The 15,473-nt window shown below is 69.0% G+C and carries 13 protein-coding genes; 4 read left to right on the plus strand and 9 right to left on the minus strand.

Annotated elements, in window-relative coordinates:
* Positions 1 to 39 precede the first annotated feature (39 nt).
* Positions 40 to 831, plus strand: a complete 792-nt coding sequence (mazG, locus tag ACI6GS_RS16110) for a nucleoside triphosphate pyrophosphohydrolase (protein ID WP_439814469.1) — start codon at positions 40 to 42, stop codon at positions 829 to 831.
* A gap of 170 nt (positions 832 to 1,001) precedes the next feature.
* Here mazG and groES read toward each other — a convergent pair whose 3' ends face one another.
* The 9 genes from groES to dusB form a co-directional block, all read right to left on the minus strand.
* Positions 1,002 to 1,292, minus strand: coding sequence for a co-chaperone GroES (gene groES, locus ACI6GS_RS16115; RefSeq protein ID WP_439814470.1), 291 nt, complete (start codon positions 1,290 to 1,292; stop codon positions 1,002 to 1,004).
* Between the two features lie 121 nt (positions 1,293 to 1,413).
* Positions 1,414 to 2,709 carry a GTPase HflX gene (hflX, locus tag ACI6GS_RS16120; protein ID WP_439814471.1) on the minus strand — a complete coding sequence of 432 codons (1,296 nt, stop codon included), beginning with the start codon at positions 2,707 to 2,709 and terminating at the stop codon, positions 1,414 to 1,416.
* Positions 2,706 to 2,963, minus strand: coding sequence for an RNA chaperone Hfq (hfq, locus tag ACI6GS_RS16125; protein ID WP_439814472.1), 258 nt, complete (start codon positions 2,961 to 2,963; stop codon positions 2,706 to 2,708). The genes hflX and hfq overlap by 4 nt, the downstream gene beginning before the upstream one ends.
* 212 nt (positions 2,964 to 3,175) lie before the next feature.
* Positions 3,176 to 4,045, minus strand: coding sequence for a D-amino-acid transaminase (locus tag ACI6GS_RS16130; protein ID WP_439814473.1), 870 nt, complete (start codon positions 4,043 to 4,045; stop codon positions 3,176 to 3,178).
* 144 nt (positions 4,046 to 4,189) lie between these two features.
* On the minus strand, positions 4,190 to 5,587 hold the full coding sequence (gene ntrX / locus ACI6GS_RS16135; protein WP_439814474.1) for a nitrogen assimilation response regulator NtrX: 1,398 nt from the start codon (positions 5,585 to 5,587) through the stop codon (positions 4,190 to 4,192).
* Complete coding sequence (locus tag ACI6GS_RS16140) at positions 5,577 to 7,943, minus strand: ATP-binding protein (RefSeq protein WP_439814475.1); 2,367 nt, start codon at positions 7,941 to 7,943, stop codon at positions 5,577 to 5,579. Before ACI6GS_RS16140 ends, ntrX begins: the two co-directional genes overlap by 11 nt.
* Before the next feature lie 82 nt (positions 7,944 to 8,025).
* Positions 8,026 to 9,477, minus strand: coding sequence for a nitrogen regulation protein NR(I) (ntrC, locus tag ACI6GS_RS16145; protein ID WP_439814476.1), 1,452 nt, complete (start codon positions 9,475 to 9,477; stop codon positions 8,026 to 8,028).
* Between the two features lie 2 nt (positions 9,478 to 9,479).
* Positions 9,480 to 10,592: a two-component system sensor histidine kinase NtrB gene (locus ACI6GS_RS16150; protein ID WP_439814477.1), complete on the minus strand. Its 1,113-nt coding sequence runs from the start codon at positions 10,590 to 10,592 to the stop codon at positions 9,480 to 9,482.
* Complete coding sequence (gene dusB, locus ACI6GS_RS16155) at positions 10,592 to 11,578, minus strand: tRNA dihydrouridine synthase DusB (RefSeq protein WP_439814478.1); 987 nt, start codon at positions 11,576 to 11,578, stop codon at positions 10,592 to 10,594. Before dusB ends, ACI6GS_RS16150 begins: the two co-directional genes overlap by 1 nt.
* Before the next feature lie 92 nt (positions 11,579 to 11,670).
* Here dusB and ACI6GS_RS16160 point away from each other — a divergent pair, with 92 nt between their 5' ends.
* The 3 genes from ACI6GS_RS16160 to ACI6GS_RS16170 all read left to right on the plus strand — a co-directional run bounded on the left by ACI6GS_RS16160 (position 11,671) and on the right by ACI6GS_RS16170 (position 15,383).
* Entirely contained in the window at positions 11,671 to 12,837 is a 1,167-nt protein-coding gene (locus ACI6GS_RS16160) for a bifunctional 2-C-methyl-D-erythritol 4-phosphate cytidylyltransferase/2-C-methyl-D-erythritol 2,4-cyclodiphosphate synthase (RefSeq protein WP_439814479.1), read from the plus strand.
* An 11-nt stretch (positions 12,838 to 12,848) separates the two neighbouring features.
* Positions 12,849 to 13,349, plus strand: coding sequence for a CinA family protein (locus ACI6GS_RS16165; protein ID WP_439814480.1), 501 nt, complete (start codon positions 12,849 to 12,851; stop codon positions 13,347 to 13,349).
* Between the two features lie 78 nt (positions 13,350 to 13,427).
* A complete protein-coding gene (locus ACI6GS_RS16170) occupies positions 13,428 to 15,383 on the plus strand; it encodes a putative bifunctional diguanylate cyclase/phosphodiesterase (protein ID WP_439814481.1) in 1,956 nt (651 codons plus the stop codon).
* Positions 15,384 to 15,473: the final 90 nt, after the last annotated feature.

A 15,473-nucleotide genomic window follows, 5' to 3' on the forward strand; every position in this document is an offset into this window, starting at 1 on the left:
TAGGACAAGGGGGCCTAGGTTCAGGCAGGACGAAATCGCATGGACGATCAGGCGGCAGCGCGGGGCCTTGCCCGCATCCTGGGGATCATGGCGCGGCTGCGCGGCCCGGGCGGCTGTGACTGGGACCGCGCCCAGACCTTTGCCACGATCGCGCCCTATACCGTCGAGGAGGCGTACGAGGTGGCGGACGCGATCCGCCGCGACGACCTGCATGCGCTGAAGGACGAGCTGGGCGACCTGCTGTTCCAGGTCGTGTTTCATGCCCGGATGGCCGAGGAGGCAGGCGCCTTTGCCTTTGCCGACGTCGCGGATGCGATCAGCGACAAGATGGAGCGGCGCCATCCCCACGTGTTCGGCACCGCCGCCACACGCGACGCCGACGCCCAGACTCTGGCGTGGGAAGCGCAGAAGGCCCAGGAACGGGGGCCCGCAGCCGGCGTGCTGGACGGGATTGCCGCCTCCCTGCCCCCGATGACGCGTGCCGTGAAGCTTCAGGCGCGCGCGGCGCGCGTCGGGTTCACCTGGCCGGCACTCGATCCCGTGTTCGACAAGCTGGGCGAGGAGATCGGCGAATTGCGGGCTGAAGTGGCCGGCGGGGATCCGGCCCGCATCGCGGACGAGCTGGGCGACGTGCTGTTCGTCCTGGCCAACATCGCGCGGCACCTGGGCGTCGACCCCGAACAGGCCGTGGCGGGCACGAATGCCAAGTTCGAGCGCCGCTTCGGCCGGGTCGAGCGCTGGCTGGCGGAAGACGGCCGGCGGCCCGAGGAATCGACGCTGGACGAGATGGACGCGCTATGGGACCGCGCGAAGCGTGCGGAGCGCGGCTGACGCCACGTTATCGTCGCTTCGGATGCTTCGAGACGCGTCGCGTACCGCGCCGCTCCTCAGCATGACGCCGTTGTCTTCTCGGAAATTTCGCAACATGCGTCATCCTGAGGAGCCCTGGACAGGGCGTCTCGAAGGATCTTGGCACGACGGCTCAACCGTCGGCAGGGACCTCAGGTATCGAGGACGCCCATGATGTCGGATTCCTTCATGATCAGAAGGTCCTGGCCGTCGATCTTGACCTCCGTGCCCGACCACTTGCCGAACAGGATGGTGTCGCCCGCCTTCACGTCGAGCGGGACCAGGGTGCCCTTCTCGTCGCGAGCACCAGAGCCGACGGCCACGATCGTGCCCTGCTGCGGCTTTTCCTGGGCGGTGTCGGGGATGATGATCCCGCCCTTGGTCTTCTCTTCCTGCGTGCTGCGCTTGACCACGACGCGGTCGTGCAACGGCTTGAACTTCATCGGGCGGTCCCCTGTTCGTGATGCGCCCGTCGGATGCGGGCTCGGCGGCGTAGGCTGTGCTGGGCGCGCATCTTTGGCGGCGGCGGGTGCGCTGTCAACGCAGCGCCCACGCAGCCCGGGTTCAGTGCTGGCTGCGCAGCTTGTCGAGCCGGCCCTTGTCGGCGGGGTCCAGCCCCACGACAAGGTGCGCCACCCCTTCCCTGTCCTCGCGCGCGCGGACCTCGCCATGGGCATAGAGCCAGGCAATCGTCGCGCCATCGGCCAGATCGACGTCCAGCACGACGTCCTCCCGCGCCTGGCCCAGCGCACGGTCCAGGCGCGACAGCAGGGCCGCGACACCATCGCCGGTCAGCGCCGACACCGACACGGTGCTGCGGTCGTGTTCCGCCCGGCGGCGCAGGATGTCGCGCTCGGTCTCGTCCAGCAGGTCGGTCTTGTTCATGACCTCGATGATGCGGGCGTCGCCAGGCTCCACCCCCAGGTCGGACAGGATCGCCTCGACATCGGCCTTCTGCGCCTCCCGCTCCGGGTGGGCGGCGTCACGCACATGCAGGATGACGTCCGCCTCCAGCACCTCCTCCAGCGTCGCGCGGAAGGCGGCGACCAGATGGGTCGGCAGTTCGGAGACAAAGCCCACCGTGTCGGACAGGACGACGCGCCGGCCGCTGGGCAGGACCAGGCCGCGCATCGTCGGGTCCAGGGTCGCGAACAGCATGTCGGCCGACAGCACGCCGGCATCGGTCAGGCGGTTGAACAGCGAAGACTTGCCGGCATTGGTGTAGCCGACCAGCGCCACGATCGGATGCGGCACCTTGGACCGCGCCCGGCGGTGCAGGGCGCGCATGCGCGTGACCTGCTCCAGTTCCTTCTTCAGCTTGGTGATGCGCTCGCCGATCACGCGGCGGTCCGCCTCGATCTGCGTCTCGCCTGGCCCGCCCAGGAAGCCGAAGCCGCCGCGCTGGCGCTCAAGGTGGGTCCAGGAGCGCACGAGGCGGCTGCGCTGGTAGCTGAGATGGGCGAGTTCGACCTGCAGGCGCCCTTCCCGCGTCGCCGCACGCTCGCCAAAGATCTCAAGGATCAGGCCGGTGCGGTCGATCACCTTGGTCTTCAGCGCGCGTTCCAGGTTGCGCTGCTGAACCGGCGACAGGGCGGCATCGACGATCACCACGTCGGCCTCCGCGTCGGCTACGCGCAACGCCAGTTCGTCCACCTTGCCCGTGCCCAGGAACGTGCCGGGGCGGATGCGGTCCAGGCCGATCGCTTCGGCCTCGACCACCTCGAGGGAGATCGCCTGGGCCAGGCTGCAGGCCTCGTCCAGGCGACTGTCCGGCTGGCGGGGCCGGGTTGCGGTGTCCTGTCTCAGATAGGGGTGGACGACAATGGTCCGCCCCGAAAGTCCGGTATTCGAGTCGATCAAGAGGCCCCGTCACGCGCCGCGTCGGCAGATGGATCGAACAGTTGGATCGGTCCCGCCGGCATCACGGTCGAAATGGCGTGCTTGTAGACGAGCTGGATGTGGCCATCCCGACGCAGCAGCACGCAGAAGTTGTCGAACCAGGTGATGACACCCTGGAGTTTGACGCCATTCACCAGGAAGACGGTGACCGGCGACTTGTTCTTGCGAACGTAGTTCAGGAAGACATCCTGCACGTTCTGGGAGCGGTCCGACATGTTTGGCCTGCCGTTATTCTTGATCTTGTTGATGTGCCGGCGGAGCGCCGTCGCACCAGCTTGTCGGACACGAAATGGTGCAAAGCAACCGATTCCGCAAGAGGCTTGCGCACGATATTTGTGCGGTGCAGCAAAATGGCACCGCACCAGAGTCGCGCGGCCGTCGCGTCCCGTGCCCGGCAGTCCCGAATGGCGCCCGTCAGGACATCCGTTCAGGCGGCCTGGGCAACCTCCGCCCGCGCCGCATCAAGGTAGATCCGGCGCAGGCGCGTCGCAAGCTCTCCCGGGTGGCCATTGCCCAGCGTCTGCCCGTCGATCGACGTGACGGGCGTGACGAAGGCCGTGGCGCTGGTGATGAACGCCTCCCGCGCGGCCTTTGCCTCCTCGATCGTGAACTTGCGCTCGACGATCTCGATCCCCTCGCGCCGGGCGGCGGCCAGCAGCGCCTTGCGGGTGATGCCGGACAGGATCGCGTTGGAGATGTCGCGCGTGATCACGCGCCCGTCGCGGTCCACGATCCAGGCGTTGGTCGAGCTGCCCTCCGTCACGAAGCCCTCGCGGTCGATCATCCAGGCTTCATAGGCCCCGGCCTCCCGCGCGGCCTGCTTGGCCAGGATGTTCGGCAGCAGGCCGACCGACTTGATGTCGCAGCGCGCCCAGCGCTGGTCGGGCACGCTGATCACGCCCACGCCGGCCTCGGCCTGGCGTTCCATGCTGGCAAAGGACAGCGGCTTCGCGGTGACGACCAGGGCGGGCTCCGCCTGGCGCGGGAATGGATGGTCGCGCCGGGCGACGCCGCGCGTCACCTGGAAATAGAGCAGGCCGTTGTGCAGGCGGTTGCGGCGGCGCACCTCCTCCAGCACCACGCGCAGGGCGGGCCGGGCCAGCGGATGGGCGATGCGCAGTTCGTCCAGCGAGCGGTCCAGGCGATCCAGGTGCGGCTCAAGATCGAGCAGCCGGCCGTCCATCACCGCGGCCACTTCATAGACGCCGTCGGCAAACTGGTAGCCACGATCCTCGACATGAACGGCGGCCTCGCGATGCGGGACATAGCGACCATTCACATAGGCGACGCGCGACATGGGACCCTCTTGGAGCTGAACGCGGGTTGCGGCGGGTTGCGGACGCTGCTGCGCCTGCGAAGCCCGCATAGTGGCGCGGGCGCGGCGCCCGTGCCATCAGATTGCGCCAAAGCGTTCTTCGGGCGGGAACGGGCCGACCCGCCCTCAGGGACCCGGTGAGCGGTCGGCGACGTTGAGGCCCAGCGACTTCAGCTTGCGGTGCAGGGCCGAGCGTTCCATGCCGATGAAGGCGGCCGTGCGCGAGATGTTGCCGCCAAAGCGGTTGATCTGCGCCATCAGGTAGTCGCGCTCGAACAGCTCGCGCGCCTCGCGCAGCGGCATCGCCATGATGATCTCGCCGCCTTCGCTGCGCAGTGTCGCCGGCATGCCGTTGGAAATCTCGGACGGCAGCATGTCGGCGCGGATGGCGCTCTGCGTGTCGTCCGTCGCCATGATCAGCAGGCGCTCGCAGATGTTGCGCAGCTGGCGGACATTGCCCGGCCAGTCGTTGGTCTGGAGCGCCGCCATCGCATCCTCGCCGATCAGGCGCTGCGGCAGGCCGGTGGCGGCGGCCAGGCGCTGCATGAAGTGCTTCACCAGCAGCGGGATATCCTCCCGACGCTCGGACAAAGCCGGCACGCGGATCGGCACCACGCCCAGGCGGTGATAGAGATCCTCGCGGAAGCGCCCTGCCCCGATCTCGGCCCTGAGGTCCCGGCTGGAGGCGGAGACGACGCGGACGTCGACCTCGACCTTGGTCCGGCCGCCCAGGCGCTCGAACGTCTGGTCGACCAGGACGCGCAGGATCTTGGCCTGCGTCTCCAGCGGCATGTCGGCCACTTCGTCGATGAACAGCGTCCCGCCATGGGCCTGCTCGAACAGGCCCACGCGCCGGCCGCCCTCGCCGCCGGGTGCCTCCTCCTGGCCGAACAGTTCCAGCTCCATGCGCTCGGGCGCCATCGTCGCGGCGTTGACGACGATGAAGGGTCCTTCCCGCCGGCGCGAACGGGCATGCAGCAGGCGGGCGACGACTTCCTTGCCCGATCCGGCGGGACCCATGATCATCACCCGGCTGCCGGTCGGCGCCACGCGCTCCACCATCTGGCGGACCTGGACGATGGCGGCGGAATTGCCGATCAGCTCGTCCGCATGGCCGGACCGCTGACGCAGTTCGCTGTTCTCCCGCTTCAGGCGCGCCGCCTCGATCGCCCGCTCCACCAGGACCAACAGGCGATCGGCCTTGAACGGCTTCTCGATGAAGTCATAGGCGCCGCGCTTGATCGCGGCCACCGCCGTCTCGATGTTGCCGTGGCCGCTGATCATGATCACGGGAATGTCGGCGTGCTGGCGCTTGATCTCGTCCAGCAGCTCCAGGCCGTCAAGCCGGCTGCCCTGGAGCCAGATGTCGAGCACGACCAGCGACGGCTTGCGCGCGCCGATCATGGCCAGGGCCTGGTCGCTGTTGCCCGCGGTCCGGGCCTTGTAGCCCTCATCCGACAGAATGCCGGCGGTCAGTTCCCGAATGTCGGCTTCGTCATCGACGACCAGGATGTCACGCGCCATGGGCTTGAACTCTCTTCACCGCGACCTCGGTCCCAAGGGTCATCGCTGAGGCAGGGCCCGGGACGGCGGGAGCGCCGCTGCCGGAGGCACTGGTGGCGGGTGCCGCGTCGGCCACCGCACGCGGGAAACTCAGCCGCGCCACGGCCCCTCCCCCAGGCGAATCGTCCAGGCTGATTTCACCGCCATGTTCTTCCATGACCTTCTTCGCAATCGCAAGACCAAGGCCGGTTCCTTTTGTGCGCGTCGTCACATAGGGCTCCATCAGGCGGTCGCGCTGCTCGGACGGCAGGCCGCGGCCGTTGTCGCTGACCTCGATCACGACGGCGTCCTCGGCCTCGCGCACGCGCAGCACGATGTGGCCCTGGGGTGGCGCGTCCTCGCCCCCGCGCGGCTCCCGCCCCTCAATCGCCTCGACCGCGTTCTTGAGCAGGTTGCCGACGGCCTGGATCACCTGCCGGCCATCGCAGCGCAGGTTGACCGGCCGGCTGGGAAAATCCGTCTCGAGCACGATGTCGGACTGGCCAAAGGCGATGAGGAAGCTTGCCTGCCGGGCAAGGTCGGCCATGTTCTCGCCCTTGAACACGGGCGACGGCATCCGGGCAAAGGCCGAAAATTCGTCGACCATGCGGCCGATGTCGCCGACCTGGCGGATGATCGTCTCCGTGCACTGGGAAAAGATTTCGGGATCGGTCGAGATTTCCCGCATGTACTTGCGCTTGAGCCGCTCGGCCGAGAGCTGGATCGGGGTGAGCGGGTTCTTGATCTCGTGCGCGATGCGGCGCGCGACGTCGGCCCAGGCGGCCATGCGCTGCGCCGCGACCAGGTCGCTGATGTCGTCGAAGGTCACGACATAGCCCCGCGCTTCCGTGCCCGTGCGCTCGCGGACCACGCGGGCGACCAGGGTTCGCGGCCGGGCGCCGCGATTGACCATCACCTGGCCCTGGACCATGCGCTCGCCGCGCTCCATCGCATCCGCCATCAGGCCCGCCATCTCGGGCACCGCCTCCTGGAAGGGATGGCCGATCAGCGCCTCGGGCGGCACGTCGAGCAGTTGCGTGGCGGAGCGGTTGGGAAGCGTGATGCGACCGTCCTCGTCCACCCCCAGCACGCCGGCGGTGACGCCCGACAGCACCGTCTCCATGAAGCGGCGGCGACGGTCGAGCTGGTGGTTGGCCTCCACCAGTTCGCGACGCTGGCCGTCCAGCTGGGTCGTCATGCGGTTGAAGGCGCGCGCCAGGGTGCCGATCTCGTCGTCCGTCGCCCCCTCCTCCACCCGGGCGCTGAGGTCGCCCGTGCGCACCCGCTCCGCCGCCGCGGCCAGGGCACCGATGGGGGTGACGATGCGGGTCGCCAGCCACAGGCCGGCCAGCACCGCCGCCAGCAGGACCAGCACGGCGACGACGATGAAGATGATGGCGAAGGTGATCTGGAATTCGGACCGGCGATCCTCCAGCCGCTGGTACTCGTCGGCCGCCGCCTGGGTCCGTTCCACATGGCCGATCACGCGCGGATCGACGAACCGGCCTACGAACAGATAGGCGTCCAGGAAGCGGTCGAGCCGGGACAGCGCGCGGACGCGATCGTCCTCCTCGTTCGTCAGGGTGACGACCTCGCCTGCGCGGGCACGCTCCAGGGCCTGCATCGGCACCCGCTCGAAGGCCATGCTGAAGCTCAGCGAGGAGCGCGCGACGACGCGGCCGGAACTGTCGAGGATCACGGCTTCCGCCAGGTTGCGGGCGGCGACCTGCGCGTCCAGCAGCCGGTTCAGGGCCGCGGGGTTGTTGTCCAGCAGCATGGCCTGGCGTTCCAGGTCCGTCGCCATGGCCAGGATGTCGGCCTGGATCGTCTTGCGGTGTTCCTCGACATAGGCGTGGGCGACCGCGACCGAGCTGGACAGCGCGTTCTGCACGCGTTCGCTGAACCAAGCCTGGACGCCCAGGTTGAAGAACGCGGCGGAGGCCACGGCAACAACGACGGTCGGCAGCACCGCGACGATCGAGAACAGCGCCGCCATGCGGACATGCAGGCGCGCGCCCGCCGAACCGGTGCGCCTGGCCACCCACAGCCGGATCAGGCGCCCGACGACGATGCTGGCCAGCGCCAGGATCAGCACCAGGTCCAGCAGCAGCAGGACGACGATGGCCCGCTGGTCCGCGAGGAAGAGCGAGGTGCCCGTCAGCGCGACATAGGTGGCAAGGCCGGCAGCCAGCGCCAGGATGACGACGCCGATGGCCAGCTTGCCACCCAGGCCCACCCGGTGCGCCCAGTCGGCAAAGCGGCTCCAGGTCGGCTGCGGGTTGGGGGCCGCGTCCGGGCCGGCCGGGTCGCCGGCAAGGTTCGAAGCCTGTTCGATCATCAGTCCACGCGGTACGACGGCCACGACACGGCCCACACACTGCGCACGACCCTATCACGCGCAGTCCTGTTGCCGGACCGCCTCATTTGAGGCCGCGATAGACCTGGATATCCAGTTCGCGGATCTTCTTGCGCAGCGTGTTCCGGTTCAGGCCCAGCAGCTCCGCCGCGCGGATCTGGTTGCCGCGCGTGGCCGACAGGCTCATCTCGATCAGCGGGCGCTCGATCTCGCGCAGTATCCGGTCATACAGGCCGCTGGGCGGCAGGCCGTCGCCATGGGCCGCAAAATACCGGTTCAGGTGGTGCTCGACGGCACTGCCCAGCGTCTCCCGCCCCGCGCCCTGCTCCTCGGCGGCATGGGCCTGGGGCTCGTTCAGCTCGGTCTCGACCGCCTCGACCCCGATCACGTCCTCGGAATAGAGGGCGGCCAGGCGGCGCACCAGGTTCTCCAGCTCGCGCACATTGCCGGCCCAGCGATGGCGCTTCAGGCGCTCCATCGCGGCCCCGTCCAGCAGCTTCGGCGGCAGGCCCTCCTTCACGGCCTCGGCCAGGAAATGGCGCACGAGGTCCGGCACGTCCTCCCGCCGCTCGCGCAAGGGCGGCAGGCGGATCGGCACGACGTTCAGGCGATAGAACAGGTCGTCGCGGAACAGGCCCTGGTGGATCAGCTGGCGCAGGTCGCGGTTGGTGGCGGCGACGATGCGGACGTCGGCGCGGATCGGCGTGCGGCCCCCCACCGTCGTGTACTCGCCCTGCTGCAGCACACGCAGCAGCCGGGTCTGCGCCTCCAGCGGCATGTCGCCGATCTCGTCCAGGAACAGCGTGCCGCGCTCGGCCTGCTCGAAACGGCCGACGCTGCGCAGGGCGGCGCCCGTGAAGGCCCCCTTCTCGTGGCCGAACAGCTCCGACTCGATCAGCTCGCGCGGGATCGCCGCCATGTTCACGGCGACGAACGGTCCCCCGCGCCGCTTGCCATAGTCGTGCAGGGCGCGCGCCACCAGTTCCTTGCCCGTGCCCGACTCGCCCGTGATCATCACGGTGAGGTCGGTCGCCATCAGGCGGGCCAGGACGCGGTAGATCTCCTGCATGGCGGGCGAGCGGCCGATGATCGGCATCATCTCGTCCGTATCCTGGGACGCGTCGCCATCGGCCTCGGGCGCCGCGCGCGGGGTTGCCAGGGCGCGGCGTACCATGGCCGTCAGCTCGTTCAGGTCGAACGGCTTGGGCAGGTACTCGTAGGCGCCGCGCTCCGCCGCCTTCACGGCGGTCAGCAGCGTGTTGCGCGCGCTCATGACGATGACCGGCAGGTCGGGCCGGGCCCGCTTGATGCGCGGCAGCAGGTCCAGGCCGTTCTCGTCCGGCATCACCACGTCGGTGATGACGAGGTCGCCATCGCCCTCCGATACCCAGCGCCACAGGGTGGAAGCGTTGGAGGCGCAGCGCACGTGATAGCCGGCACGTCCCAGCGCCCGATCCAGAACCTCGCGAATGGCCCGGTCGTCGTCCGCGACCAGGATCGTGCTGCCATCCGCCATGCTCACGAGCCCGCCATCGGCAGCAGCACGCGAAAGACGGTGCGCCGCGGTTCCGACTCGCATTCGACGATGCCGCCATGGTCGCCGATGATCTTGGCGACAAGGGCCAGGCCCAGGCCGGTGCCGGTCGCCTTGGTGGTCACGAACGGCTCGAACATCTGGGTGCGCAGGTCCGCGGAAATGCCGGGACCATTGTCGCGGACCGTCACTTCCAGCGGCAGCTTCAGCCGCTTGCGCGTGCCGGGGACCTGCACACGGACGCCATGGCGATAGGCCGTGGTCAGCATGATCTCGCCCGTTCCGTTCATGTCCTCAAGCGCTTCTGCGGCGTTCTTCACCAGGTTCAGGAACACCTGGACCAGCGCGTTGCGGTCGCCATGCACGGGCGGAAGGGACGGGTCGTACTGCTCGACAAAGCGGACGCGGCGGGCAAAACCCGTCTGCGCCACGCGGCGCACATGTTCCAGGACCTGGTGGATGTTCACCGCATCGCGCTCCATCGGGCGGCGGTCGGTGAAGACCTCCATCCGGTCGACCAGGGCGCAGATGCGGTCCGTTTCCTCGCAGATCAGGCGCGTCAGGTCGCGGTCGGTCTCGCTGGCGTTCTCCTCAAGCAGCTGGGCCGCACCCCGGATGCCAGAGAGTGGGTTCTTCACCTCGTGCGCCAGGACGGCCGCCATGCCGCTGACCGAACGGGCGGCCGCGCGCGAGACCATCTGCCGGTCGATCGTCCGGGCGATCGTCTGCTCGCGCAGCGCGACCAGCAGGTGGCCCGGCAGTTCGGTGATCGAGACCACCTCGATGTCGACCGGGCGGCTGCCCTGGCGGGCGGGATCCAGCTCGACCTCGTGCTCGGACATGGAGACGCCCTGCGCCCGCACCTGGGTGACCAGCGCCAGCAGGGGACTGTCGAACGGCACCAGGTCCGACAGCCGGCGGCGCATCAGGATGCCGGCGCCGCTGGCGAAGAAGTGCTCCGCCGCCGTGTTCACCTGGATGATGCGGCCCGCCGGGTCGAGGACCAGGTGCGGGTCGGGCAGCGCGTTGAAGAGGATGTCCGGATCCGGCACCGCCAGCGCGAAGGGCGAGGCCGGCTTGGGCAAGGCGCGTCCCATCAGGCCGCCTTGCGCTCCAGCAGCGGTTCATAGAAGCGCGCCATGGCGGCGCGCACGCCGGCCGCGTCGTCGATCCGGTTCACCTCGGACCGAAACTCAGCAGATCCCTGCAAACCCTTGGAATACCAGGAGACATGCTTCCGGGCCAAGCGCACGCCAGGCTGCGTGCCATGATGCTCCAGGATCGCCTCATAATGCTCCTGCAGCAGCGCGTACTGGACCTCCAGCGCGGGGTCGGGCAATGCCTGCCCTGTCTTCAGGTAATGGATGACCTGGTTCAGGAACCAGGGCCGGCCATAGGCGCCGCGGCCCACCATGACGCCGTCGGCGCCCGACTGCTCCAGGATCGCGCGGGCATCCTCCAGCGTGGTCACGTCGCCGTTGGCGATGACCGGGATGGACACACCCTGCTTCACCTTGCGGATGAAGCCCCAGTCGGCATGGCCCTCGTAGAACTGGCAGCGCGTGCGGCCGTGCACCGTGATCATGCGGATGCCCACATCCTCGGCGATGCGGGCCAGTTCAGGCGCATTGCGGCTGTTGTCGTCCCAGCCGGTGCGCATCTTGAGCGTCACCGGCAGGTCGACCGCCTTCACCGTTGCCTCGAGCAGGCGGCGGGCATGGGCCAGGTCGCGCATCAGGTGCGATCCGGCATGCCCATTCACGACCTTCTTGACGGGGCAGCCCATGTTGATGTCGATCAGCGCTGCGCCCCGGTCGGCGTTCAGCTTGGCAGCCTCGGCCATCACCGCCGGTTCGCACCCGGCAAGCTGGACGGCCATGGGAAATTCCTCGGCCACGTTCTGGGCCATCTTCAGGGACTGGCGCGAGTTGCGGATCATCGCCTCGCTGGCGATCATCTCGGAAACCACCAGCCCGGCGCCCAGACGCTTGACAAGACGACGGAAAGGCATGTCCGTGACACCCGACATGGGAGCCAGGATGACCGGGTCGTCAATCTTCAGCGGGCCAATGCAAATGCCCATTTTCTGTGCCGTTTCGGGAAATGCTCAAGGAACGGGCAAACCTAGCGCCGCAGTCGCCGCATTGCAACATGGGCGCCATATTTGGGCAGGCCATGCCTGCTGAGCGCGCACAGGGCGGGGTGGCCGTCCTGATCGTTGCGGCCGGGCGCGGCGAGCGCGCCGGCGGCGACGTGCCCAAGCAATACCAGGTGGCCGGGGGCCGGACGATCCTGGCCCATACGCTGCGGTGCTTTGCCAGCCTGGGCCCGGTCTGCGTGGTCATCGACCCGGCGCACCGGACGCTCTATGACGCCGCGACGGCCGAGGCGGCGGCGCATGGACTGGACCTGTTGCCCCCGGTCGCGGGTGGGGCGACGCGGCAGGACTCGGTCCGCGCCGGGCTTGAGGCCCTGGCGGAGCATCGCCCGGCCAAGGTGCTGATTCACGATGCGGCGCGGCCCTATGTCGGGCCGGACGTGATCGGGCGGGTGATCGCGGCCCTGGACGCGCAGGCCGCGGCGATCGCCGCCGTGCCGGTGACCGATACCCTGAAACAGGGGCGCGAGGTGGTGACTGGCACGGTGCCGCGCGACGGCCTGTGGCGGGCCCAGACGCCGCAGGGGTTCCGCTTCGACGACATCCTGGCGGCCCATCGCGGCGCCGCAGGCCTGGGCCTGACGGACGATGCGGCGGTGGCCGAGCATGCGGGCCTGGCAGTCGCCCTGGTCCTGGGCGCGGAGGACAATGACAAGGTGACAACGGCTGACGACCTGATCCGGGCGCAAGGCCGCCTGGGTCCAAGCCGCGTGCGCGTCGGCACGGGCTATGACGTGCATCGCCTGGGGCCGGGGGACGGCGTCATGCTCTGCGGCATCCATGTCCCGCATAGCGGTGGCCTGGTCGGGCATTCCGATGCCGATGTCGGTCTGCATGCCCTGGTCGATGCGATCCTGGGCGGCCTGGGCCAGGGCGATATCGGCCAGCACTTCCCGCCCAGCAATCCGCGCTGGAAGGGGGCCGATTCGGCGCAGTTCCTTGAACATGCGGGCCACCTGGTGACACAGGCCGGCGGCGTGATCGACCACCTGGACGTCACCCTGATCTGCGAGCGCCCCAAGGTCGGCCCGCATCGCGAGGCGATGCGGCAGCGCATCGCACAGATCCTGGGCCTGGACGTGGCCCAGGTCAGCGTCAAGGCGACGACGACCGAAGGTCTGGGCTTCACCGGGCGCGAGGAGGGCATCGCGGCCCAGGCCGCGGCGACCCTGCGCCTGCCCTGAGAGGAATGGACATGAGCATCGCGCCCGACCTGGCTGCCGCCGCCACCGACCTTCTCGCCGCAATGCGGGCACGGGGCCTGCGCATCGCGACCGTCGAATCGTGCACCGGCGGCCTGATCGCTGCCTGCCTGACCGAGATTCCGGGCTCCAGCGACGTGGTCGACCGCGGTTTCGTGACCTATTCGAACGAGGCCAAGTCCGAGCTGGTCGGCGTGCCCGCGGACCTGATCGCCGCGGTCGGCGCGGTCAGCGAGGACGTCGCCCGCGCCATGGCGGAGGGAGCGCTGGCCCGGTCCCGCGCCGACCTGGCCGTATCGTGCACCGGCGTCGCCGGACCAGGTGGCGGCAGTGCCGCCAAGCCGGTCGGACTGGTCCACATCGCCTGCGCCAGCCGGGATGGCACGCAACACCGCCAGCTGCTGCTGGGCGACCTGGGCCGCGCCGGCATCCGCGAGGCGACCGTGGCCCAGGTCTTCGATCTGGCGCACGAGGTCCTGGCCGGCCGGACCTGACGGCGTTTACCGAAACTATACGACGATCGGACCATCCTGATCCCGTCCGGCAAGGTCAGCCGGACGGGAGGGCAGAAATTGTCGCGAGGTCTCGGCCTCCTGCGCTGGCTCTGGCTGACAGGGGCCGAGGATGACGTCGTTGTCGCCCAGTTCGCGGAACTGAAGCGCCAGGTCCCGCTGCTCTATGCCCTGCTTGTCGTCAACGCGGCAGCAGTCGCCTTCAATATGTGGGGCCTGGCTCCCGTCTCCCTCACCCTGGGTGCGCCGGGACTTCTGCTTGCGATCTCGATCTGGCGCCTCGCCGTCTGGGTGAAGCGGCGGCACGAGCGGTTGAGCGCCGCCGCCGCCGCCCGCCAGCTGCGCCTGACGACCGTCCTGGCCGGCGTGCTGGCGGTCGGCTATATCGCCTGGGCCTTGACCATCAACGCCTATGGCGGGCCGCAGGAGCGGGGCCATGTCGCCCTGTTCATCGCCATCACCGTGATCGGCTGCATCTTCTGCCTGATGCACCTGCCGCAGGCGGCGCTGCTGGTGACGGTGTCGGTCACCCTGCCCTATCTGGGCTACTACCTCAGCGCCGACAGCACGGTGTTCGCGGCCATCGCGATGAACATCCTGCTGGTGACCGGGGTCATGCTGCAGATCCTGTTCAACAATTTCGGCGCCTTCCGCAAGCTGGTGCGCAGCCAGGCCGAGCTTGCCGCCAAGCAGGCCGAGACGGAGCGGCTGAGCGACGAGAACGCGCGGCTGGCGCAGACCGACAGCCTGACCGCCCTGCCCAACCGGCGCTATTTCTTTGCGCGGCTGGAAGCGGAGATCCGAGCGAGCGGGCCGGCCGACCGGCGGTTCGCGGTGGGCCTGCTCGATCTGGACCGCTTCAAGCCGGTCAACGATACCTATGGCCATGTCTTTGGCGACCGCATCCTGGCCGAGGTGGGTCGTCGCCTGCGCCGGATCGCGCACGAGGGACTGGTGGTGGCGCGCCTGGGCGGCGACGAGTTCGGCCTGCTGCTGCTTGATGGCGTGGCCGAGGTCGAGGCGATCGGGCAGCGCGTCTGCGACCTGTTGAGCGAACCGTTCCAGTTCGAGGACGTGCGCGTGAGCATCGGCTGTTCCTGCGGCCTGGCGGTGTTCCCCGACGCAGGAACCGAGGCGCACGCCCTGTTCGACCGCTCCGACTACGCGCTCTATCACGCCAAGCTGAACAATCGCGGGCGCCCCACCCTGTTCTCGCTGCAGCACGAGACGTGCATCCGCGCCGAGCGTGCGACCGAGACGGCGCTGCACGCGGCCGATCTTGAGCAGGAGATGGACATCCATTTCCAGCCGATCCTGGACACGGACACGGGCGAGACCGTCGCGGTCGAGGCGCTGGCCCGCTGGACCAGCCCGGTCCTTGGTCCCGTTCGTCCCGACCAGTTCATCGCTGTCGCCGAACGCTCCGGCATGATCCACGGCCTGACGCTGGTCCTGCTGCGCAAGGCCCTGCGCCACCTGGAGCGGATGCCGGCATCCCTTGCCCTGTCGTTCAACCTGTCCGCCCACGACATCACCGCGTCCGAGACGGTCGCCGCCATCGCCGAGTGCGTCCGCCGGAGCGGCGTCGATCCCACACGGCTGATCCTGGAACTGACCGAGACGGCCGTGATGCGCGACTATGACGCGGCCGCCCAGTCGATGCGGCTTCTGGCGGACCTGGGTTGCAAGGTGGCGTTGGACGACTTCGGCACTGGCTATTCCAGCCTGGGCTACCTCCACCGGCTGCCGCTGCAGAAGCTGAAGATCGACCGCAGCTTCGTCCGCGACCTGGACCATCCGTCCAGCCGCACCATCGTCACCGCCATCGTCGGCCTGTGCCGCACGCTGGACCTGGAATGCATCGTCGAGGGCGTGGAGGACGAAGGCCAGTGGCGGGAGTTGCGCGCGCTGGGCTGCCGCATGGGCCAGGGCTACCTGTTCAGCCGGCCGATGCCGGCGGACGCGATGGTTGAATGGCTGGCACAGCAGAGCCTGCCGGAGGTTGCTCAGGCCTGACCGGCAACTGAGACCCGCCGCCCAGCAAAGCGGAACGCGGCAGCTTTACCGACCGCACGGTAATCCTGTTGCAAGCGGCGGGGTTCGGCG

Source organism: Zavarzinia sp. CC-PAN008, assembly GCF_051903925.1.
GTDB lineage: Bacteria > Pseudomonadota > Alphaproteobacteria > Zavarziniales > Zavarziniaceae.